Here is a 22440-nt window from a genome sequence, read left to right as displayed (position 1 = left end):
TGGAGGAGATCCTCGTGGACTCCACTCACCTTGCAGGCAATCTGCTCGGTGATCCGGCCGAGCGAAGGGTCGCCGTCTACCTGCCCGAGGGCTACGAGAACGGCGACCGCGCGTATCCGTTGTTCGTGAGCCTCGCCGGGTTTACCGGGAGTGGGTTGAAGCAGCTGGCGTGGCGCGCCTTCGAGGAGTCTCTGCCCCAGCGGATCGACCGTCTGGTCCAGGCGGGGCTCATGGGGCCGGCAATCTTCGCGTTCCCCGACGGATTCACGTCCCTCGGCGGCAACCAGTATGTGGATACGCCGGTGATGGGACGCTGGGAGTCGTTCCTGGTCGACGAGATGGTGCCCAGCCTGGAGAGGGCGTTCCGCCTGCTACCGAGCGCCGCCAGTCGGGCCATCTTCGGCAAGTCCAGCGGTGGCTACGGTGCGTTGATTCAGGGCATGCGTCACGGAGATCGTTGGGGGGGTGTCGCGTGCCATTCGGGCGACATGGGGTTCGAGGGCTGTTATCGCGGGGACTTCCCGAGGGCCCTCGTGGCGCTGGCAGCCCGCGATGGTTCGATCGAGACGTTTCTGGAGTCCCTCTCCGACAGCGATCGCATCGGTTCCGACGACTTCCATGCGCTGATGACCCTGGCGATGGCTGCGTCCTACGATCCGGATTCCGGGAGTCCTCTGGGGATCCGGTTGCCCATGGACCCGCACACGTGCGAGGTCGATCCCGAGAGGTGGGCAAGCTGGCTGAATCACGACCCCGTTGAACTCATCGAGCGTGCCGAATGCCGCGACAACCTGCTGGCCCTCCGCCTGCTGTTCGTCGACTGCGGTCGTTCCGACGAATACAACCTCCAGTTCGGCGCGCGGCGTTTTGCGACACGACTGAGCCAGCACGGCGTCCCTCACACGTACGAGGAGTTCGACGGGACCCACAGCGGAATCGATCATCGACTCGACAGCTCTCTTCCGCTGCTCTATTCGGCGCTGGATGTCTGAGTTGCGATCGCGTGTTTCATTTTCGGTGTCGATGGTTGCTCTCGCCTGGTTCGTCATGACCGGAACCGGGTTTGCGGGGGAGCGCCCGACTCACGCCGAAGTCAACAACTTCCAGTCGACGCCGGACTACGCGGAGACGTTTCGGTTCATCGACACGCTGGTTGCGGAGTCGCCGGACCTCCACCTCGAGACGTTCGGTCACAGCGCCGCAGGACGGCCGATGAAGGTCGTCGTCGTCGCCCGCGAGACGTCGCCGGACCCGACCGCTGCACACGCCAGCGGCAAGGCTATCGTCTTGATCCAGAATGGAGTCCACGCCGGCGAGATCGACGGCAAGGATGCGTCGCTCTTGCTCCTGCGAGATATCGTCGCCGGAAAGCACGATGCCTGGCTCGATCGCCTGGTGCTGTTGTTCATCCCGATCTACAACGTCGACGGTCACGAACGGATCTCGCCCCATAACCGTCCCAATCAGAATGGACCCGTCAAGGGAATGGGGTTCCGCACCACCACCGATGGGCACGACCTCAATCGCGATCACCTCAAGCTGGACACGCCCGAGGCACAGGCGGTCGTCGCGCTCTTCAATCGCTGGCGACCTCACCTTCATATCGATAATCACGTGACCGATGGGGTTCAGTTCGATTGGGAACTGACCTACGAGTGGGCCCGGAGCCCTCAGCAATCGGTCGCCGTTTCCGGGTGGCTCGAGCAGACGATGCCCGGAGTCCTCGAACGTGTGACATCCGCCGGGTATCCGGTCGGACCTTACGTCAGTCTGCTGGACTCGAACGATCCGTCGAAGGGTTTCGACTCGTCGGTGCAGGAACCGCGTTACGCCACGGGCTATTACCCGCTTCGGAATCGACCGTCGATCCTGGTGGAGAACCACTCCTACAAACCCTACCGCCGGCGAGTTCTGGTCAACCGCGAATTCATGACGGCACTCTTCGACACGATCGCCGAGGCTCCCGACAGGCTTGTCGCCGCCACAACGGCGGCGGATCGAGCCGTCGTCGAGGCCGGTCGTCGTACCGAGAACCGCCCACCGATCGCCGTGAGCTATCGCACGGCCCCGTCGGAGGAGACGATGGTCGTTCCGTTCTACGACTGGACGATGGAAGAATCCGTGGCACTCGGAGTGCCGATACTTGAGTATCGGGAGGACGCCCGACGAGTCCTGGAGGTCCCGTGGGCCCATCGACCGGAGGTCGCGCTCTCCGTATCGCGACCCTGGGGATACCTGGTGCCCCCCGGCTGGCCCGAGATCGATCGTCGTCTGCGGGATCACGGGTTGGTCGTCGAGACGCTGGCGGAGCCGGCCGAACTGGACGTCGAGATCGTGACGGCCACCGGTGTCCGGCGACGCTCGGACAGGGTTGTCAGCTATCAGGGCCGGGTGCAGGTCACGGGCGAAATCCGCCGTGAAGCCGGGCGCGTTGTTTTTCCCGTCGGGACACGGTGGATTCCGGCAGACCAACCCGACTTCAACGTGGCGGTGCAGCTTCTCGAGCCGGAGGCGCCGGACTCGCTGTTCGCGTGGGGGCACCTGGCCCTCGTGCATGAGCGTAAGGAATATATCGACTCCCGTGTCCTTGAGCCCTTGGTGCGGGAGATGCTGAAGGAGCCGGCCATCGCGGCCGAATGGGCCGAGGCACTCGAGGACGAGGCGTTCGCCGACAACCCCGGTGCCCGCTGGCTGTGGTGGTATCGCAAGACCCCCTACTGGGATGCAGGGGTCGATCGACTTCCGATCTATCGGCGGATGATGCCGTTGGATGTCGAAACGGGATCCGCGTTCGATTGATACGAACGTGCCGACCCATGTAGAGTGGCACGCGTGATGACGGTCCCAACTCCCCACAGCCTTCTCCTTGCGCTGGTGCTGACCCTGCTACTGCCGGCGTGCGATGGCCAACGGCGCGTCGAGCCGTCGATCGAACTCTGGGACGCCTGGCTGGACAGCCCGGGTGGGCGTCTTGACTTCGGTCTTGAGTTATCCCGGGACGGCTCGCAGGCGTTCGCGACCCTCGTCAACGGCACCGAACGCATCGAGGTCCCGCAGGCCGAGTGGGACGGGCAGGCCCTGACTCTGGGGATGGTTCATTACGATTCTGCGATTCACGCGACGATGACGGACGGGCGTCTCGACGGAGGTTGGGAGCGGGCCTCGCAGCTCGGCACGACGACCCGCATGGACTTTCACGCAACGCGACGGAGCGGCCTCGAGTCGACATCCGGCAGCGATCGGGGCCTAAGGCCGCTTGCCGAGCGCTGGCGAGTCCATTTCTCCCTCACCGACGACCCCGCCGTCGGCGTCTTCGAGTGGCGAGACGACGGCGCGGTTCGGGGGACGTTCCTGACGACCACCGGGGACTACCGCTTCCTCGCCGGCTCTCTTGACGACGACACGCTCCGTCTCTCGACCTTCGACGGTGCCCATGCGTTCCTCTTCGAGGCGACCTTCGACGAGAGTGGAGGGTTGTCCGGTGATTTCTGGTCCCGTGACACGTGGCACGAGACGTGGAGGGCGCAACCCGACCCGGAGGCCAGTCTACCCGACGCCTTCACACTGACCCGCTGGATCTCGGACACGCCCCTGTCCGAGATTCGCTATCCCGACCTCGATGGAAATTTACGAGCTTTGTCCGATGAAGTATTTGCTGGCGTAAGATTGATCGAGCTTTTCGGAAGCTGGTGTCCCAACTGCAATGATGCGACCCAATACCTCGTGGAACTCGATGCGACCTATCGACAAGACGGCCTGACCGTGATCGGTCTTGCATTCGAGATGTCGGGGGATCCCGTGCGAGATCGAGAGCAGCTTCGCATCTATGCGGACTACCACGGACTCGACTACCCACTGTTGCTGGCAGGCACGACGGACAAGGACGACGCCTCGCGTCAGTTTCCGCACATCGACCGGGTGCGGGCCTACCCGACGTTTCTATTCGTCGATTCGGATGACCAGATTCGAGCCGTTTACAGCGGTTTTTCGGGTCTCGCGACGGGAGAGGCGCACCGGGAGCTGCGTCGGCAGTTCTCCGGCTGGATCGACACGCTACTGGAGGAAGGAGCGTGAACGCGACCTCGACGATCTGGCTTGAGGAGTTCCAGCAATGGCTGGACGATAATCGCGACCCCCACGAGGGGGCGGCGCGCCTCCGTCAGTATCTTGAAGATCGTCCCGAGGACACTCGTCGGGATCTCCAGGCGCGGGCATTCGAGATTCTCCTCCAGGAACGTCACGCCTACGGTGTCGCGCTGCTGATGATGGAGACCGTGCAGGATCCGGAGTACATCGAGGAGATCGCCCGCACGATGGCCCCGCTCCCACGATTGCAGTCGGCCGACGAAGAGGCCCACCTCGCCGATCTGGTGCGATTGCTCGCCGCGTCGGGGCGACGTCACGCGTTGCGGGTCGTCGAGGCGTTCCTGTTGGATCGACCCTTCTCGGCGGCGTGGCCAACGGTCCCCTGGGCGCTGTGGCCGCGCCACGCGGTGTTGTTCCGTCGCGCGTGGTCGCGCTGGATTCTGGAAACCGAGAGCGGTCGCTGGACATCGGATCGGTTCCTGGGACCCTTCCTGACCGAACCGGAAGCCGTGGTTTCGATTCGCGAAGCGTTGTTCGAAGGCGAGCAGGCGGGGCGACGAGATCGTTGGTTGGAACTCGTCGCTGCGTTGCAGGCATGTGCGCGACGCACGCGATGGCTGCAGCCGGATCAACGCGCGGCCCTGAGCGATGCGCTGTCGTGAATCCTCGTATGGCGCGTCCGAAGCAGCCGATCGAGGTCGTCGCCCATCGTGGAGCGTCGTGGGATCGGCCGGAGAATACTCTCTCCGCATTCGCCGGTGCCGTTCAACAGGGATGCGACGCGATCGAACTCGATGTCCAGCTCTCACGTGACGGTGTCCCGGTCGTCTATCACGACCGGACCCTCGTGCGGGCAGGTGGGGGCCGTCGCCGCGTGGCGGCGCTCGACGTGCGGGAACTTCGGACGCTGGACGCCGGTTATCGCCTCGAAGACACACGGCGACGACATCGAATCCCGTATCTGACCGAGGTGTTGGATCGCTACGCGGATTCCGTCCCGCTACTGATCGAGGTCAAGCTCCGCGATACGCCGGAGCGATTGCGAACGCTCGCAACGTCCGTTGTAGATCAGCTGAAAGGGCGCAGAGTTGCGCGTCGCCCGCGTCTCCTCTGTTTCGATCCCAACGTCCTGGCCGACGTCCGCCCGCGCTCTGGTGATGTGGAGGCGATCCTCAACGTTCGGGCGGTCGACGCGCGAGTGCGGGGATTGCGTCGATGGTTTGATACGGTTGACGGGATCTCGGTAAACGTTCGCGGGGTCACCCCGCGTCTGGGAGATGCGATCGCGGCTGCAAATCTGCCCCTCCTTGTCTTTACCTGTAACACGGCGCATCGTGTGCGTCGTGCCGTGGCGGCCGGTGCGGCCACTATCATGTCCGATCGCCCCGGTTGGTTGCGGCAACAACTTGTGAATGATGGAAGCAGTCGATGAGACGCGACTTCGCCCAACTTGCAGACGGTCCACACGATCTCCTGGTGATCGGAGGTGGGATCTACGGTGCCTGGGTCGCCCATGACGCCGCATTGCGCGGCTTGCGCGTGGTTCTGGTCGACCGGCTGGATTGGGGTAGCGGAACCTCCCAATCATCGTCGAAACTGATCCACGGCGGATTGCGCTATCTGCAATACGGAAGACTCGGTCTGGTTCGCAAGTCACTGCTGGAACGACGACTCCTGCTGAGGCTGGCGCCGCATCGCGTTCGGCCCCTTCGTTTTGTGCTGCCGGTCTATCGTGGTTCGCGAACCGGCAGGTTCAAGCTTGGCATCGGGCTTCGCATCTACGATGCGCTTGCCAACGCGCGGAATGTTGGGCGACACCACCGTCTGTCGTCGGACGATATCGAAGCCGACTATCCATTCCTCAACAACGCGGACCTCGTGGGAGGGTTTACCTACGGCGACGCACAGACCGACGACGCCCGCCTCACGCTCGAGATCGTCGAGGGGGCTGCGGAGGCCGGCGCGAAGGTGGTCAACTATGCAGAGGCCACGGGGTTCATCCTGGATGGCAAGCGGGTGGTCGGTGCGTACGTCACGGATCGTGAGACAACCCGCAAGATCGAGGTGCGGGCGGATGTGACGGTTCACTGTGGCGGGCCGTGGGTGCCGGAACTCCTGGGGGACGCGCGGCGCCCGATGAAGGCGCCCGTTCAGCTGGCAAAAGGGGTGCATCTGGTCATGCCGGGGCTCCCGACCGACCGTGGGATTCTCGTGCAGGGCTCCCAACGGGGGCGGGTCACGTTCCTGTTGCCCTGGTACGGCCGAACGCTGCTGGGTACGACCGATACCGAGTACACGGGAGATCCGGGAACCGCACGAATCGCGGCAGAAGAGATCGACGAACTACTCGAAAAGGCGAACGGTGTCCTGATGGGCACGAATTGGAAGCGGGCGGACATCATTAGCGGGTTCGTCGGCGTGAGGACACTGCCCGCCTCGCGGCCGGGTCGCAAGACGTCATCCATCAGTCGAGGATTCTCTCTCCGTTCTCCGGCCGATGGCCTACTCGTCCCCATCGGTGGCAAGCTGACCTCGGCTCGAAGCGACGCCGTCGACGTCGTCAATCGCGTGGAGTCGTTACGCGGGCACAGTCCCCGAAAGTCTAGGACCGCGGAGCGACCGTTCCCGTGGCGACCGGATCGCTATCGTCGCTGGCGGGTAGAGTCGATCTCCGACGCGATGGATGCCGGCCTGGATGAAGAGGTCGCGCGTGTGGCGGGGCAGCGCTACGGCAATCGTCTGGGTCGACTCCTGGATACGGTCCGTGAGACCCCTGAGCTTGCTGCGAGGATCGTCCCCGATCTGCCCTTCGTCTGGGGCGAGGTGCCGTTGGCGGTGACCCACGAGATGGCCATCAGTCTCGAGGATGTTGTCCGTCGACGGATACCGGTGGGACTCCTTGTGAAGGATCCTGATCAAACCTTGCGAGCCGTCGGACAGATGATGCAGCAGCTCCTCGGTTGGAGTAACCAGAGGATGGCGGAAGAACTCAACCATACCCGTCGCAAACTTGCGGTCCTGGAGGTGTGATGGACCTGACACCGGTTGCCATTGCGTTAGATCTCGGGAGCACACGGTTCAAGGGAGGGGTGCTCTTCGAAGATGGCCAACTCGGCCCGATCAAGTCGGTGCCCGCACCTCCGCTCGTCGGCATCGGTGTGATCCGCGAAGGCGATCCCCAGGCCTACGTGGAGGCGGCCGAGGATCTTCTGGGCGCACTCCTCGATGGTCTGCCACGAGGCTTGCCCCTTGGGATTGCAAGCCAGCGATCGAGCTTTCTGCTAATCGATGAGGACGGCGGAGTTCCGCAGACGTCACTGATTTCGTGGCAGGACCAGCGGGCCGCTTCGTGGTGCGACGCTCACCGCGAGTTGGAGCCCACCGTCTTTGCTCGCACCGGTCTCGTCCTCTCGGGTCACTACATCGGACCCAAGATCGCGGCCATGCTTGAGGGTGGAGGAGACATCGCAGCCATCATCTCAAGACCCTCGACACGGCTGGTGACCCTGGAGGGCTTTCTGGCGTGGAAGCTGAGCGGGGGAAAACGGCACGCGATGGATGCGACGATGGCCGCAAGGACATCGTTGTTCGATATCGAATCACGCCAATGGTCCCCGACACTCCTTGAGGCGTTCGGAGTTCCACAGCACCTATTGCCGGAGGTCGTGCAGACCGACGGCCAGGACACGGCCCTGAGGGGTGGACTGCATCTGAAGGCGACGATCGCCGACCAGGCGGCGGGGGCCAACGCCTCGCTACCCGGAGACGACGGGCTCCTGATCAGTCTTGGAACCGGCGCGTTCCTGCTTCGTGGTTGTAGCGATCCGACCGAGCGTCGCAGCGGATTTCTAACCGCCCCGATTCTGGCGGCCGACGAAGGACGCTGGCGTCACGTACTCGAAGGGGCGATCAGCGGTGCCGGGACCGCCATCGATCGCTTTGGCGCCGGACCCACGGAGCTGCCACTCCACGACAGCGATGCAGAAGCGTTCTGTATTCCGGATACGGCCGGTCTGGGGTCGCCCCACTGGCGGGCCGATATCGGGTTCACGTTCTCCGCCGCCGCCCGCTCGCTACCCACGGCGGATCAGCGAAGAATCGCGCTGGAGGGCCTGCTGTTCCGGGTCTACGAGACCGCTCAGGGGCTTTGCCCGGCAGGGCCACCCGATCGGATCCTCGTCACCGGAGGACTCGCCCGAGAGACCTTCGTGATTCGAGGACTTGCGGCGCTACTCGGGCGACCGATCGAAGTGCTGCAACTTCCGGAGGCGGTCCTCCTTGCGGCGGGTCGACTGGCTGCCGGAATGTCGCCGGACTCCGATGTGCGGACGGACGTTGCAGAGCCCGCTGCAGCGGGGCGATACCTGGGAAGCAAGTACGGCGCGTGGCGGACGTGGCTACGACGCCAATTGCAGGGCTAAGGCTTACGGTCAGGTTTCCGCAGCAGTCGCGCCCGTGTGACCGATCGACGGCCGATTCGCTCGCGCAGCTCGTCTCCGACACGGGCGATGGTGCGTGCGTGATCGTCCTCGTCGCCGCTGAACAGACCCGGTTGGATCGTCTCCCGTGGGTCGAGCCCACGAACGCCTAGACCGAGGAGTCGAACGCCACGACCGGCCAGCGGGACGCTTTCAAACAGTCGACACGCCGTTTCGAAGAGAGGCTCCGCAAGATCCGTCGCCTCGGTCAACGTATGTGCCCGGGTCCAGGTGGTGAAGTCGCCGGCGCGAACCTTGATCTGGACCGTTCGGGCAACGAGCTCCTCACGTCTGAGCTGCGCAGCGACTCCGTCGGAGCGGGCGAGCAACGCCGCATGAATGGCACCGATCTCATGAAGATCGTCTGTGTAGGTTCGTTCCTCCGAGATCGAGCGTGACTCTCGATCGACCGTCACCGGTCGATCGTCCTTGCCCTGCGCAAGGGCTGAGAGACGCATGGCCAGATGGGTGCCGACCGCGTGCCGCAGACGCTCCAGCGGAACCGCCGCCAGCTCCCCGATGGTCCGGACCCGAAGAGGTCTCAGTTTCTCCGCCGTACTGGGTCCCACGCCCCACAGCCGCTTGATCGGGAGAGGCCAGAGCATCGTCAGGATCTCCTCTGGTCGGACCACGACCCGCCCATCCGGCTTCTCGAGATCCGACGCGATCTTCGCCAGGAACTTGTTGGGAGCGATGCCGGTCGAGCAGGCCAACTGTTCCTGTTGACGGATCTGGTCCTTGATCTGTTGGGTCAAGTCCGTCGCGTGATCGAAGTCTCGGGCGATACCGGTGAGATCCAGGAACGCCTCGTCGATCGACAACGGTTCGACGAGCGGCGAGGCCTCACGGAGGATCTCGCGAATGCGTCTGGAGACGGCGACGTACTCCGTCATGCGGGCGGGGAGCCAGATGGCATCGGGGCAGCGTCGCTCGGCGACCACCGAGGGCATGGCGGAGTGGACGCCAAACCGTCGCGCCTCGTAGGAGCAGGTCGCGACGACACCCCGTCGACCGGGGTGTCCGATGATCACCGGCTTGCCCCGAAGACTCGGATCGTCGCGGACCTCGACCGACGCGTAGAACGCATCCATGTCCAGATGCAGGATGATTCGAGGTGGCGGCATGACGGTTCTCAGAGGTTCAGGGTCAGCACGCCCCGCCCGTCTTCGCTCTCCAGCTGTCGGTGGGCATCGGCCGCCGCCTTGAGGGGCAGCATACCCCTGATGCACGGTTCGAGCCGTTTCTGGTCCACCAGGGCCGCCAGGAGCCCAAGCTGGTCGCCGTTGGGTCGAAGCTGGAGTTGGGTGGGTCCACCCGGTCTGAGATCGACGACCGCATCGGTGAAGCGGTCGCCGGTGGGGTCATGATCCGTCGGTAGACGTGTCGCCGTGGCGCCCTGCTCGAGGAGAAAGTCGCGGTCCTCCGATGCGCAGATCGCCGTGACGACGATCTCTCGCTGTCGGCACATCTGCACCAGGAGATGTCCCACGCCGCCGGTCGCACCGTGCACCGTGAGCCGGGCACCCTTGTCGAGTTCCAGCGTCTCCAGCAGTTGCCATGCAGCCAGTCCGTGGAGTGGAATCGCCGACGCTTCTTCGAAGAGCAGCTTGTTTGGCATCACCGAAGCCGCCGACTCGTGGACCGAGACGAATTCCGCGTAGCAGCCGCGGTCCAGTTCCGGCGTCCGGCTGCAGGCCCAGACCCGATCGCCACGACGGAAGCGGCGGCTCGACGTACCCAGCTCTTCCACCACACCCGCCACGGCGAACCCCGGGACCCACGGCATCGCCGGCATCCCGACAGGGGAGGCCTGCCCCGCTCTGATCTCCGTGTCGATTCTTGCCACGGCCGCGGAGACAACCCGGATCAGGAGTTCGGAGTCGGTCGGCGTCGGGCGGGGCAGCGCGGCGGGACGTAACACCTCGGGCCCGCCATGGGTATCGCAGACAATCGCCTTCATTTCGCTATTGTACAATGACGCGATGAACAACACTGTCCAATGGAACGTCGACAACGGCATCGGAACCCTCACCCTCTCCCGCGACAACGGGAACGCGGTCAATCCGGATCTCGTGGCCGATCTGCTGGAGGCCACTCAGGAGGCGGCGCGGGACGACACGATTCGTGCGGTCGTTCTCACCGGGGCGGGGAAACTATTCTGTCCTGGGCTGGACCTGCAGGAATTAAGAGCGCTGGATCGTGACGCGATGGGGTCGTTTCTTAACCGGTTCAGCGCCTGCCTGCTGAATCTGTACACATTCCCGCGACCGCTCATCGCGGCCATGCGTGGGCATGCCGTTGCAGGGGGCTGTGTCCTGTCGCTGACGGCCGACTGGCGGATCGTCGCCGAGCACGCCCTGGTGGGGTTGAACGAGGTCAAGGTGGGCGTCCCGTTCCCGTTCGGGGTGTCCATGATGCTCGCCCGCGCCGTTTCGCCCAGGAAACTCGATGAGATCGCGCTGCTCGGGCGAAACTACAAAGGCAAGGATGCCGTCGAAGTCGGCCTGGCGCACGAGGCCCACGGCGCCGATGCGTTCGAGGCGGCGTGTGCGGAACGCGTCGCGGAGTTTGCCGACAAGGATCCTCGCGCCTTTGCAGTGACCAAGCGGTTTCTTCGATCCGCTACCGTCGAGAGGATCCGGGCCCACGATTCCGAATGTGTCGGTGAGTTCCTCGATGCGTGGTTCTCCGACGAAACGCAAGCGCGGATCGCCGAGATCGTGCAGGAGCTGGCAGCCAGAAAGAAGTAGGCCTCAGGCCCGGGCAGGATCCATCCTGGTGGAGTAATCCATGTTTCGGCGTCGTGGGGTCAGCCCCGCACTCTCGATGGCGGCGACGATCTGCGGCTCCTGCATTTCGTGGACCGTTCCGGCCGACGAGACGACGTTTTCTTCGATCATCGTGCTGCCCATGTCGTTACAGCCAAACGCCAGAGAGGCATTGCCGAGTTTCGGGCCCTGGGTGACCCACGACGCCTGCAGGTTGTCGATGTTGTCGAGATAACATCGCGCGACGGCAAGCGTGCGGAGGTACTCCGCACTTGTGACCTCGTCGCCACCCAGTTCGGTATTCTCGGCCTGGTAAGTCCAGCAGATGAAGGCGGTGAACCCGCCGGTGCGATCCTGAACTTCACGGACGCGACGGAGATGCTCGACGCGTTCCTCTCGGGTCTCGATGTGTCCGAACATCATCGTGGCGGTGGAGCGTAGCCCCTGTCGGTGCCCTTCCTCCATGACGTCGAGCCATTCGTCGGAAGAGCACTTGTTCTTCGCAAGGCGCGTGCGCACCGAATCGACGAGGATCTCGGCTCCACCACCGGGTATCGAGTCGAGACCCGCGGCACGCAGGCGCTCGAGGGTCTCCGCCAGTGTCAGCCGGGAGGCCTTGCGGATATGGGTGATCTCGGGTGGCGAAAGGGCGTGGAGCCAGAGATCCGGGAACGAGGTCTTCAGCCTCCGGAACAACTCCTCGTAGTAGTCGATCTTCAGCTCCGGGTTGTGTCCACCCTGTAACAGGATCTGATTGCCGCCGAGGTCATAGGTTTCGCGGATCTTCTGTTCCACGACTTCCGGTGAAAGGACATAACCCTCTTCGTGTTTCGGTGCACGATAGAACGCGCAGAAATTGCAGAATGCGTTGCAGATATTCGTGTAGTTGATGTTGCGATCGATGATGTAGGTGACGACGCCATCGGGGTGTTTGGTTCGGCGAACAAAGTCCGCCAGCGCACCGAGGTTTGCAACCGTTTCATGATGAAGGAGATCGAGCGCTTCCGACTCGTCGATCCGCTCTCCGCCAAGGATCTTCTCGTGAATGGAATCCAGTCGTTGACGATCTTGCATGCGATCTCTCTATCTTCCTTCCGCCAGACGTGCGGCGGTCTCGTGGCATCCCGTGGACTGTTGGAGTGCGAGCCGAATAGGGGGCGCCTCGTCGATGAGGCCAAGGTCTGCGGCCAGGCCGAAGAATCGTTTCATCGCCTCGACCTCTGCCGAGCCGAGTCGGAAATGGATGTTCTTACGGAGGTACTCGCCTGCCAATTCCGGATTACGGATTCCGTCAAACTCGTAGTCGTTCGAGATCGACTCGATCGCCGCGACCCCCTTCCGGCGGGAGTCGTGAAGCCTCCGGTAGGTCTCCCGATTCAGAGCCCCGGGTCGGGAGAACCATGCAGCGAAGACGAATGGGAGGCCGGTCCAATCGGTCCACTCGGTGCCGAGATCCAGCACGTTGCAGGACGAGGGGTAGGATTCGAAGAGCGCCTTATCCCCGATGCGGACCACGGCATCGAATCGATCGAGCGAATCTTTCAGGTCGACCGGACCCACCTCGGCCCGGGGCTGGACACCGAAGCGTTCCGCGAGAAGCACTTGCGCGAGCACGTTACTCGTCCGCGATTCGGGGTCGAGCGCGAGGGAGCCGATCCGATCCAATGGCTTCCTCGATACGATCAGCACCGATCGGGATGGCCCCCGCGTCACGATTCCGAGTCCGGAGATCAACTCCAGGTCTCGCAGCTCCGTGAGTCCGATGATCGGGATCAGTGCGATATCGAGTTCGCCCGAGACCATTCGTTCCGCCAGGCGCGACGGTACCTCGTACTCCAGTCGCAGCGCTCCGCGTACGGCGTCCTCTTCCAGCCCGTAGACCAGCGGTCGGGCATTGAGGTACGAGACGGCGCCGACGCGCGGACGCATCAGGCAACCGCCGCATCAAAACGATGGAGTTCGTTGTACAACGAGTCGCGTTGTATCGGTTCACGACCGGCATCGCGGATGAGACGCAGCAGCTCGTCCATCGCGAGTCCGGGGGGAGTCTTGGCACCCGCCATGTGAACCACTTTCTCCTCGACGACCGTACCGTCGATGCAGTCGGCGCCCATGTTCAGGGCGGTCTGCGCGATTCGTTGCGAGATCATGATCCAGTAGGCCTTGATGTGGTCGAAGTTGTCTAGCATCAGGCGCGAGACGGCCACCGTGAGTAGATCGTCGAAACCGGTCGGTCCCGGCAGATGGTCGATGGCCGTGTTCTCCGGATGGAACGCGAGAGGAATGAAGCACATGAATCCGCCGGTCTCGTCCTGCAGGGCGCGAAGCCGACAGAGATGTTCGATTCGCTCGTCGAGACGCTCGATGTGGCCGTAGAGCATCGTGGCATTGGATCGGAGTTCGTGTTCGTGGGCGGTTCGGACGATTTCCAGCCAGCGCTCCGCCGGAATCTTCTTCCGGTACAACTCTTGCCGAACCCGCTCCACCAGCACCTCCGCTCCTCCGCCGGGAAGTGAGCCGAGACCCGCGGCCTTCAGGTCTTCGAAAACCTGATCGAGCGGAATCTTGAATCGTTTTGCGAAGAAGTCGTATTCGGAAGCGGTGAACGCCTTGACGTGCATCTCCGGTCGGATCTTCCGGATACCGGAGACGAGGTCCGTGTAGAACTCGTACGGATAGTCCGGGTTGTGACCGCCGACGATGTGGACCTCCGTCAACGGTTCGTCGTCGCGTTTCCTGACCTCGGAAAAACACCGCTCGAGATCCCAGCTCCAACCCTCTTCCTTGTTGCGGTACGGGCGATAGAACCCGCAGAACTTGCAGTCCACGGTGCAGACGTTGGTCGGATTGAGATGCATGTTACGAACGAAGAACGCTCGATTCCCGTTCTTGCGCTCGCGGACGATGTTTGCCATCGCGCCTACGGCCATCAGTGCGCGGGATTCAAACATGCGAAGACCATCGTCGAACGTCAGCCGAGTGCCGTCCATGACCTTGCCGTAGATGTCTTGGAGCCCGCTTTGACGGGCCAGTGTCTCGATGATCTTGCTCATGATTCCTCTCGACGAACGGTCCTCATCCTTGCGGCGAGCATTATAGGAACCCCCCGAATCACGGTCAATTTGATGACGATGCCTCTGCTACCATGGGGCCTCGACCCCGAGGAGACCGGCATGTGTGGATTTATCGGCGTGATCGGATCGACGAACGCGGTCCAGGAGATCTACGACGGTCTCGTCGCCGTCCAGCATCGGGGTCAGGATGCGGCCGGAATCACCACCTACGACTCGACGTTTCACGTCAAGAAGGGTGAAGGCCTGGTCCGCGACATCTTTTCGCTGGCGAACATCGAGCGACTACGTGGGTCGCTGGGCGTGGGGCATGTCCGCTATCCGACCATCGGTTCCGGAGGCGGGGAAGACGCCCAGCCGTTCATGGTCAATTTCCCCCACGGAATCGTCATGGCCCACAACGGGAATGTGGCCAACTATGACGAGCTAGCCAAGGATCTGGCGGACGACGGCCGACGACACCTGATGTCTCGTTGCGACGTCGAGGTCGTCCTGAACGTCTTTGCCAACGCGCTGGCGGAGGCACCCGGTGGAGTCTTTTCGCTGGACTCGTATCACGCGGCCGTCGGTGAGGTCTATCGTCGCGTTCGTGGAGCTTACAGCGTCGTGGGCTTCGTCGCGGGGCAGGGGATGTTCGCCTTTCGCGACCCCTACGGCATCAAGCCGATTGCGATGGGGCGGAAAGCCGTCGCCGGCGGGCATGCCTACGCGTTTGCCTCGGAGTCCGTCGTTCTGACGACCATCGGTTACGAACGCATGGCGGCGGGGCCACCCGGAGAGGCGCTGTTCGTGGATATGGACGGTAACGTCCACTCGAAACAGGTTGCGCCTCCAAAGCACCATCCGTGTGTCTTCGAATACGTCTACTTCGCCCGTCCCGATTCCTACCTGGAAGACATCTCCGTCTATCAGTCCCGAGTTCGAATGGGCGAGCGACTGGCGAAGACGTTTCAAGCGAGTGGGTTGAACGCGGACGTCGTGATTCCGGTTCCCGACTCCGGGCGCACTGCGGCACTCGCCATGGCGCAATCGCTTGGCCTCCCGTACCGCGAGGGGCTGGTCAAGAATCGCTACGTCGGTCGCACTTTCATCATGGCGAACGACAGCGAGCGCCGTCGTTCCGTGCGGAGCAAGTTGAATACGATCGACGAGGAGTTCCGGGGCAAGCATGTCCTCCTCGTTGACGACTCGATCGTCCGCGGAAACACGAGCCGCCAGATCGTTCATCTCGCGCGCGAGGCGGGGGCGAAGTCGGTGGTCTTCGCTTCGACATCTCCGCCGCTGGTGCATCCATGCGTGTACGGGATCGACATGAGCACCCGTCGTGAGTTTGTCGCTCGTGACCGGACCCACGAACAGGTCGCAGAGCAGATCGGCGCCGATGCGGTGCTCTACCAGGGCCTCGACGATCTTCTCGACTCCGTTCGTGAGGGGAGCAGCCGGATCACGAATATGTGTTCAGCATGCTTTTCCGGGAACTACCCGACCGGCGACATCACCCCGGAAACGCTGCTTCGGATCGAAAACGAACGCATCGATCAGGGCAAGTGAGACGCCGGAGACTGGTCCTTGCAGGACCCACGGACTTCTCGTTCGTTCGGACCACCTTCAGCCACGGCTGGTCGGACCTCGCACCCTTCTCCGTCTCCGATGACGGCCGCTGGCTCGAGTGCACCGTACGATTGGACGACCTCCGCGCAATCGACCTCAGGATGGAGCGCGACGGGGCTCGTCGCGTAAACCTGATCGTGACCGGCGGTCGAAAACCGTCGGATCTCGATTCGGCGAGGTCCATCACGACTCGAATCCTGCAACTCGATCTGGATCTTGCGGCCTTCCGTCGTGCGATGCGTGGAACCGATCGTTGGGACTGGATGGCCCGCGGTGGGTGGGGCCGGATGCTACGCGCGCCGACGGTGTTCGAGGATCTCATCAAGATGATCCTGACGACCAACTGCTCGTGGGCGTTTACCCGCAAGATGGCGGCGGGCCTGGTGGATCGGGCCGGAAGTCCCGGGCCATCGGGACGACGCGCGTTCCCGTCCCCGACACAGATTGCGGCGTTGCCGAAGGGTTGCCTTCGCGACGAGATCCACGCCGGCTATCGTGCGCCCTACCTGCGGGAAATTTCCGAGCAGGTCGCTTCCGGGAAGATTGACCCCGAAGGGTGGGTCGACGACCCACGGGAGATCCCTGAGATGAGGAAGAGCCTTCTCGAGCTGCCGGGAGTCGGCCCCTACGTCGCCGACAACATCCTGCGTCTGCTCGGACGCCCGTCGGGTCTGGGGCTCGATTCGTTCTTGCGTGGGAAGTATGCCGAGGTGTTTCATGGGGGACGGACCGTGAAGGATCTCACCATCGAGCGCCGCTACCGATCCTGCGGAGAGTGGCGGGCCGTCGCCATGTGGTGTGAGATGACTCGGGACTGGTTCGACGACGACGGTGTACGTGTGAGGAGTTGACCATGAATACGATCGACATCGTCCTGCTGGGCATCGCTTGTGCGCTCGTCATCGTCGGGATGTGGAAGGGGCTCGTACGCGTACTGGTCGGAGTGGCGGCATTGGTCGCCGCGTTCGCGTTGGCCGCGCGGTATCACGCGCCCCTGGCGGAGCGGCTCGGTGGGGTGGACCTCAGCGACGGCTGGTTGCCGATCCTGGCCTACCTGCTGATCTTCGTCGGCGTGATGCTCGCCGGAGGACTTATCGCATTCCTCATCCGTCGGGTCCTCAAGGCGGCGATGCTCGGCTGGCTCGACCGGCTGGCCGGTGGGGCTCTGGGGTTGCTGGCGGCAGCGGTTCTGGCGGGGGTGCTTGTGCTCCCGTTGGTCGCCTACATGCCGAACAGTAGCGGCGTCCTCCGCGGTTCGGTGCTCGCACCCTACGCTGTGGTCGTAGGCGATCTGGCGACCTCCCTGGCGCCCTCGGGACTCTCGGATCGGTATCGCGAAAATGTCAAGGATCTTCGTCGCGAATGGCAGCGGCAGGACGATCAACGAGACGCGATCTGATCTGTTAGAATCGCGGTCTTCATAAGGAACTCGCCCCTTGTCCGCCGGAACCATCGTCGAACCGGATTCATTCAGCGCTGAAGAGCAAGCCGCCCTGGCGCCGTACTTTACCAACCTGGATGGCGACGTCTTCGCCATGACGAACCTCCCCGAAGTGGTGAAGGGGGCGTTGTTCGCCCGCTACTCCCGCTCAGCAAAATCCCTTCGACGCCTGTTCCTCGACGAATTCCATGACCAGGTTGCAGAGGTTCACTCGACATCCGGCGTCGGTACCGCGCGTGCCGAGAAGCTCTACGAGAAAGTCTTCCTGGAGTACGGTGACGATTCGGTGGCGCAACTCGGTGGCGTTCACCTGGCGTGCGAGAACGTCTCGAACATCTTGACCAAGCTCCTGGAGTGGGGTCGGTTGATGGCGTACCTCGAGCAGTCGACGCGGTACGTGCCCTACACCGATCGCCCCGGTGGCGACTTCAAATACCATCGCCCGCGTGAGTTGCACGGTGGCCCCCTCGAATCTCAATACCGCGAGACGCTGGATCTTGCGTTCTCCACCTACTGTCGCTGGTTGGGGCCGGTCACGGAGCTGTGGGCGGAGAGGTATCCCCGAGAGGAGGGGACGCCGAAGGGTGTTTACAAGCGCACGCTTCAGGCAAAAGCGTTGGATACATTGCGCGGGCTGCTGCCCGCCGCGACCACGGCCAACGTCGGGATCTACGGGACGGGGCAGGCCTACGAGGCTCTGCTCCTACGGCTCAAGGCCTCGCCTCTGGCAGAAGCCCGCTCCGTCGCGGATGCCATGCTCATCGAGCTGCGGAAGGTCATCCCCGCATTCCTGCGCCGAGTGGATCTCCCGGACCGGGGCCAGGTCTGGAGTCGATACTTCGCGGACGTTCGGGAGGCATCACGGGATCTGACGAAAGCGTTGACGGAAGATGTGGTCGGTAGCGCTGCCGACGAGGTGGTGCTTACCGATTTCGATCCCGACGGCGAGACCAAGATTGTAGCGGCCGCCATGTACGCCGTTTCCGATCTGCCCGATCGACAGCTGATCGAGATGGCACGCGGAATGACTCACGAGCAGCGTCTTCGGGTGCTGCGGACCTACGTCGGCGATCGAACCAATCGGCGACATCGGCCCGGTCGCGCATTCGAGCGCACGGCCTATCGTTTCGACGTCCTCACGGACTACGGCGCGTTTCGTGACCTGCAGAGACATCGGATGTTGACGCTCGAGTGGCAGCAACTCTCCGCGGCGCACGGTTACAACGTGGGCGAGGCCGTCGAGGCCGTCGGCGCGCTGTCCGAATGGCAGGAGGTCATGCGGCGGACGGCCGAACTCCACGGTCGGATCCTCGATGCCGGCCTACCCGCGGTGGCTTCGTATTGCATCCCGATGGCCTATCGCGTTCGGTTCTACATGGACATGAACGCGCGGGAGGCGATGCACACTCTGGAGCTGAGGACGGCGCCCGCAGGGCATCCGTCGTATCGAAGGGTCTGTCAGAAGATGCACCGACTCATTGCCGAAGAGGCGGGACACACGGCCGTCGCGGAAGCGATGAAGTACGTGGACCATGGTGAGGTCGAGCTCGAACGGCTCGAGGCGGAGGCAGCGGCCGACCGGAGACGGCAGTCCCCCGAGAGCTAATCGTCCTGGTCGGGGTACAGCAGCCTGTAAAGATCCTGCGCGACATCGCTCATGCCCGTCGGAGTCTCGCCGTCTTCAAGCAGCAGGTCCCCGTTGCCTTGCCTGATTGCGGACTTGAGCAGCGGCCCCAGGGCGCCCTCGGCGTCTCGGATCCAGAGAACGTCGTAGAGCCGCAGCAACTCATCCTCGGTCAATTCCCGCTGGACTCCAAGGCTACGGAGAGCCGCGGTCTCGACCCGTGCGGAGATTGCGACGAGACGTCGCTGGCTGAGATCCAGATCTTCGTCACGGATCAACCAGAACGTCTCCCGGAGTCCCGGGAGCCCGTTGGTCTGGATTCGAGTTCCGGGCATCCGCAGGCGGCGATCCGTGATGATCTGTGCGCCGTCACTGCCCATCAGGTAGGCCATGAGAACGGCGATGGCCGGCTCGAGCCGTTCGACGGTCTCGTCCCAATCACCGAGGGCATCGACGGCCATCCGTTCGATCGATTCTGCCATGTCGCCGGTGGTCGGAAAGAACGTCAGGTCCTCACCGCTGATCGTCCCGTTGCTTTCCGACAACACCTCTGCGATTTGATCCCTGAGCCAGACGAGCATCAATTCGGTTTGAAGCTCCAGATAATCTTCGGGATCCTCTGTCGTCGAGAGCGGAACGCCCTGGTCGTCGAGGACTCTTCGCCAGCCGTCCGCGCGGGTTGCATTCGACGCGCGTGACATCGCTGCGTTTTCACGAAGTAGGGTGATCATCAACGGTCGGACCCGGTCCTGCAGGACACCGGAGATTCCCGAAACGTCGAGATCCTCTCCGAAATGTTTTCGCGAGGCATTTTCGAGGATCTCTCGAGTTGTCTCGAGCACCGTGTCGAGAGCCTGATCCACCCGTTCGAATCCGCCCGGCTCCGGGTGGATCTCCTCGAAGAACCAGGAACGCAGAAGGCCACGGGCTTCCGTACGAACGGCGGTGGTGATCCCGTCGTCATGCCAGCCCAACTCGTCGCGGTAGCTCAGCAGGCTTGGGGGCTGCGCGCCCGGAGGGAAGAACGCTCGCGCTCGGATCCGGGAGGAGGTGACCACGAGAGAGTCCCAGTTGGCCCGGTCGGTCATCCGCACCCCGGCGTTCTCCTCGATCCAGTCCTCCGGCGACTTCGGCTTCTCACCGTCCGAGTTGGTGGCCCGTACGGTCAGGACGTACTCGAGACTCCCGTCGTCGTAGACCACCGTCTCCATCAGGATCTCGATGCGATCGCGACAGCCGACGCAGACAATCGCCAGTAAGACGACCATCAGGCCGCAGAGGCGTCTTGTGAGGAGACGTCGATCGTTCATGACGATCCGAGTCTAGCCCACCGCCGGCGGGGCGCAAGGCGTCGGGCAGGTTGCGGAGGGGGGGCTGTCTGAGCCATTATCAACGGCCGCATATTCCCGGGAGACTATCGTGATTCGATCGGAAAACCACAGCTCGTACCCGCGTGTCGGGGACTCGCCCCTGGATCAGCAGCTACGGACCGCCCGTCGTCGTTTCGATGCCGGGAAGATCGATCGAGACGCGTGGCTCGAGGCGGTCGACGAGGCCACGACGATCGTTGTCGCCGAGCAGAGTCGAGCCTTCATTGACATCGTGACGGACGGCGGCGTTGGGCACGACGGCCCGTGGTCCGCATCCGTCTCGGCGGTTGACGGTCTCGAGAGCGGCGAATGGGTCCGATGGTTCGAGACCAATTTCTACGATCGTCGCCCCGTCGTCGTCGGCGATCTTCGTCGTCGTCATTCGTGGCTGGGGCACGGCGCCGAAGTCGCGGCAACCGTTTCGCTTCGCAAGCCGGTGAAGGCGGTGATGACCGGTCCGGCGACGTTCGTGCGGCTGGCTCGGGACGAGCACTACATGGACGCGGACAAACTCGCGGATGACTATGCTGCAGTCTTGGCAGACGAGGTGACGGAGTTGCGGGGTGCCGGGACGAGCCATTTCCAGTTCGACGAGCCGCTCCTCTGTCGCCATCCCGAAGATCTTGACCGGATCGTCCGAACGTTGACCCCGGTCGTTGCCGCCGCAGGCGAGGGAGCCGTGACGACGTTGTCCACGTACTTCGGCAACCTCAACGCATCCGCCGATCGTCTGGGAGAGTTGCCCTGCAGTCATCTCGGACTTGACATGACGGCGGGATCCGGGAACGACCACGTCTTGAAGCGAGTGCCGGACGGGATGGGGGTGAACCTCGGACTGTTCGATGCCACTCGTTCCGCCCAGGAAGACGCCAACGACGTGGCGATCCGACTTGAGACTCATCGCGGCACCCTCGAGTCGCGGGACGTGATCGTCGGTCCGAACACCGGTCTGGAATTACTCTCCCGAGATCAGGCGTTCGATAAACTGCTCCATGCGCGATATCTGGTCGAAAAACTTCAGAAGGAGTGGTCGTGGCAGTGAAGACAACGGTTCACGGCGCGTTCCCCAAGCCACAGCCGCTTCTAAGAGCCCGCTGGCTCTACGCCGAAGAGGAGATCGACGCCGACCTCCTCCAGAAGGCCCAGCACGAGGCGACCGCGGGATTCCTCGGTCTCCAGAAAGAGTTGGGAGTCACGCTACGCACGGACGGCCAGATGGATCGCGATGACATGATCTCGTTCCTTGCCGACAGGGTGCACGGCCTCCAGCGAGGCGGGCTCGTGCGAGTCCTCGGCAACCGTTACTATCGCCGCCCGATCGTCGACGACGCACTGAAATCCGATGAGCCACTCACCGTCGACGCATGGCAGTCGGCCAATCGAGACGCGGGCGACACACCGCTCAAGGCGGTCCTCACCGGCCCGTACACGTTGATGCACTGGTCCTCCAACGAGCACTATCCCGACCGCAAGTCGTGTGCCTCCGGTTTCGCCGACGTGATCTGCGAGGAGGCCGGGAGGCTGGTCGCCGCCGGCGTTCGCGATCTTCAGATCGACGAGCCCGCGGCGGGTGTCTACTCCGGCGAGATCGATTGCGTGCTGGAGGGAGTTCGACGTGTCGCCGATGCCATCGGGGATGATTGTCGTCTGTGGCTTCAGCTGGCCTACGGCGACTACGCCGAGCTTCTGCAACGGATCGGAGAGGTTTCGATCCACGGTCTGTCACTCGAGATGGCAAACAACCGGATGGCCACGCTCGACGTCCTGTCCGGCCTTCCGGGGTCGCTGCAGATCGCCGCAGGGGTCGTCGATGCTCAGAATGAACAGATCGAGAGCGTCGATACACTCGTCGAGCGGGCGAAGAAGGTCGCGGCCATTACGGGCGAGGATCGGCTCTGGCTGGCTCCGGATGCGGGCCTCCGCTATCTCTCGCCGGACGTTGCGACATCCAAGTTGAGAAACCTCGCCGCCGCGGCGCAAGCGATCTGACG

At 63.3% G+C, this 22440-nt stretch carries 20 protein-coding genes; 14 read left to right on the top strand and 6 right to left on the bottom strand.

The window, feature by feature from the left end; translation table 11 throughout:
- Window positions 1-14 precede the first annotated feature (14 nt).
- Genes OES25_04650 through OES25_04620 form a run of 7 tightly spaced genes read left to right on the top strand, consistent with a single transcriptional unit; the run spans window position 15 to window position 8507 of the window.
- Window positions 15-992 (top strand): esterase family protein, encoded by a 978-nt coding sequence (locus OES25_04650; GenBank protein MDH3626930.1) that lies wholly within the window; start codon window positions 15-17, stop codon window positions 990-992.
- Window positions 985-2799, top strand: a complete 1815-nt coding sequence (locus tag OES25_04645; GenBank protein MDH3626929.1) for a M14 family metallopeptidase — start codon at window positions 985-987, stop codon at window positions 2797-2799. The genes OES25_04650 and OES25_04645 overlap by 8 nt, the downstream gene beginning before the upstream one ends.
- 33 nt (window positions 2800-2832) lie before the next feature.
- Window positions 2833-4074 carry a TlpA family protein disulfide reductase gene (locus tag OES25_04640; protein MDH3626928.1) on the top strand — a complete coding sequence of 414 codons (1242 nt, stop codon included), beginning with the start codon at window positions 2833-2835 and terminating at the stop codon, window positions 4072-4074.
- On the top strand, window positions 4071-4748 hold the full coding sequence (locus OES25_04635; GenBank protein ID MDH3626927.1) for a hypothetical protein: 678 nt from the start codon (window positions 4071-4073) through the stop codon (window positions 4746-4748). The genes OES25_04640 and OES25_04635 overlap by 4 nt, the downstream gene beginning before the upstream one ends.
- A gap of 8 nt (window positions 4749-4756) precedes the next feature.
- Complete coding sequence (locus OES25_04630) at window positions 4757-5518, top strand: glycerophosphodiester phosphodiesterase family protein (protein ID MDH3626926.1); 762 nt, start codon at window positions 4757-4759, stop codon at window positions 5516-5518.
- Window positions 5515-7116, top strand: a complete 1602-nt coding sequence (locus OES25_04625; GenBank protein ID MDH3626925.1) for a glycerol-3-phosphate dehydrogenase/oxidase — start codon at window positions 5515-5517, stop codon at window positions 7114-7116. The genes OES25_04630 and OES25_04625 overlap by 4 nt, the downstream gene beginning before the upstream one ends.
- On the top strand, window positions 7116-8507 hold the full coding sequence (locus OES25_04620; GenBank protein MDH3626924.1) for an FGGY family carbohydrate kinase: 1392 nt from the start codon (window positions 7116-7118) through the stop codon (window positions 8505-8507). Before OES25_04625 ends, OES25_04620 begins: the two co-directional genes overlap by 1 nt.
- Here the strand turns inward: OES25_04620 and OES25_04615 are convergent.
- Together OES25_04615 and OES25_04610 are read right to left on the bottom strand one after the other, a co-directional pair.
- On the bottom strand, window positions 8504-9688 hold the full coding sequence (locus OES25_04615; GenBank protein ID MDH3626923.1) for a DNA polymerase IV: 1185 nt from the start codon (window positions 9686-9688) through the stop codon (window positions 8504-8506). The two genes, OES25_04620 and OES25_04615, sit on opposite strands and share 4 nt — an antisense overlap.
- Before the next feature lie 8 nt (window positions 9689-9696).
- Window positions 9697-10524 carry an NADP-dependent oxidoreductase gene (locus tag OES25_04610; GenBank protein MDH3626922.1) on the bottom strand — a complete coding sequence of 276 codons (828 nt, stop codon included), beginning with the start codon at window positions 10522-10524 and terminating at the stop codon, window positions 9697-9699.
- A gap of 22 nt (window positions 10525-10546) precedes the next feature.
- Between OES25_04610 and OES25_04605 the strand changes: the two genes are divergently transcribed.
- Entirely contained in the window at window positions 10547-11314 is a 768-nt protein-coding gene (locus OES25_04605) for an enoyl-CoA hydratase/isomerase family protein (protein ID MDH3626921.1), read from the top strand.
- A 3-nt stretch (window positions 11315-11317) separates the two neighbouring features.
- Here the strand turns inward: OES25_04605 and mqnC are convergent, their stop codons facing one another.
- Genes mqnC through mqnE form a run of 3 tightly spaced genes read right to left on the bottom strand, consistent with a single transcriptional unit; the run spans window position 11318 to window position 14385 of the window.
- Window positions 11318-12406: a dehypoxanthine futalosine cyclase gene (mqnC, locus tag OES25_04600; GenBank protein MDH3626920.1), complete on the bottom strand. Its 1089-nt coding sequence runs from the start codon at window positions 12404-12406 to the stop codon at window positions 11318-11320.
- Window positions 12407-12415: 9 nt separating this feature from the next.
- On the bottom strand, window positions 12416-13261 hold the full coding sequence (locus OES25_04595) for a menaquinone biosynthesis protein (protein ID MDH3626919.1): 846 nt from the start codon (window positions 13259-13261) through the stop codon (window positions 12416-12418).
- A complete protein-coding gene (gene mqnE / locus OES25_04590; protein MDH3626918.1) occupies window positions 13261-14385 on the bottom strand; it encodes an aminofutalosine synthase MqnE in 1125 nt (374 codons plus the stop codon). The genes OES25_04595 and mqnE overlap by 1 nt, the downstream gene beginning before the upstream one ends.
- A 78-nt stretch (window positions 14386-14463) precedes the next feature.
- Between mqnE and purF the strand changes: the two genes are divergently transcribed.
- The 4 genes from purF to OES25_04570 are packed head-to-tail and all read left to right on the top strand — an operon-like array spanning window position 14464 to window position 19061.
- Window positions 14464-15954, top strand: a complete 1491-nt coding sequence (purF, locus tag OES25_04585; GenBank protein MDH3626917.1) for an amidophosphoribosyltransferase — start codon at window positions 14464-14466, stop codon at window positions 15952-15954.
- A complete protein-coding gene (locus OES25_04580) occupies window positions 15951-16865 on the top strand; it encodes a hypothetical protein (protein MDH3626916.1) in 915 nt (304 codons plus the stop codon). Before purF ends, OES25_04580 begins: the two co-directional genes overlap by 4 nt.
- A 2-nt stretch (window positions 16866-16867) precedes the next feature.
- Window positions 16868-17413 carry a CvpA family protein gene (locus OES25_04575; protein MDH3626915.1) on the top strand — a complete coding sequence of 182 codons (546 nt, stop codon included), beginning with the start codon at window positions 16868-16870 and terminating at the stop codon, window positions 17411-17413.
- A 37-nt stretch (window positions 17414-17450) separates the two neighbouring features.
- Entirely contained in the window at window positions 17451-19061 is a 1611-nt protein-coding gene (locus tag OES25_04570) for an FAD-dependent thymidylate synthase (protein ID MDH3626914.1), read from the top strand.
- Here OES25_04570 and OES25_04565 read toward each other — a convergent pair.
- Window positions 19058-20389, bottom strand: coding sequence for a hypothetical protein (locus OES25_04565; GenBank protein MDH3626913.1), 1332 nt, complete (start codon window positions 20387-20389; stop codon window positions 19058-19060). The two genes, OES25_04570 and OES25_04565, sit on opposite strands and share 4 nt — an antisense overlap.
- Before the next feature lie 109 nt (window positions 20390-20498).
- Here OES25_04565 and OES25_04560 point away from each other — a divergent pair, with 109 nt between their 5' ends.
- Complete coding sequence (locus tag OES25_04560) at window positions 20499-21491, top strand: hypothetical protein (GenBank protein ID MDH3626912.1); 993 nt, start codon at window positions 20499-20501, stop codon at window positions 21489-21491.
- Window positions 21482-22438, top strand: a complete 957-nt coding sequence (locus OES25_04555; GenBank protein ID MDH3626911.1) for a hypothetical protein — start codon at window positions 21482-21484, stop codon at window positions 22436-22438. The genes OES25_04560 and OES25_04555 overlap by 10 nt, the downstream gene beginning before the upstream one ends.
- Window positions 22439-22440: the final 2 nt, after the last annotated feature.

It is taken from the genome of Acidobacteriota bacterium (assembly GCA_029861955.1).
Taxonomy (GTDB): Bacteria; Acidobacteriota; Polarisedimenticolia; order Polarisedimenticolales; family Polarisedimenticolaceae; genus JAOTYK01.
Note: the sequence above shows the minus strand (reverse complement) of the source record. Positions and strands in the feature narration are given on the sequence as shown.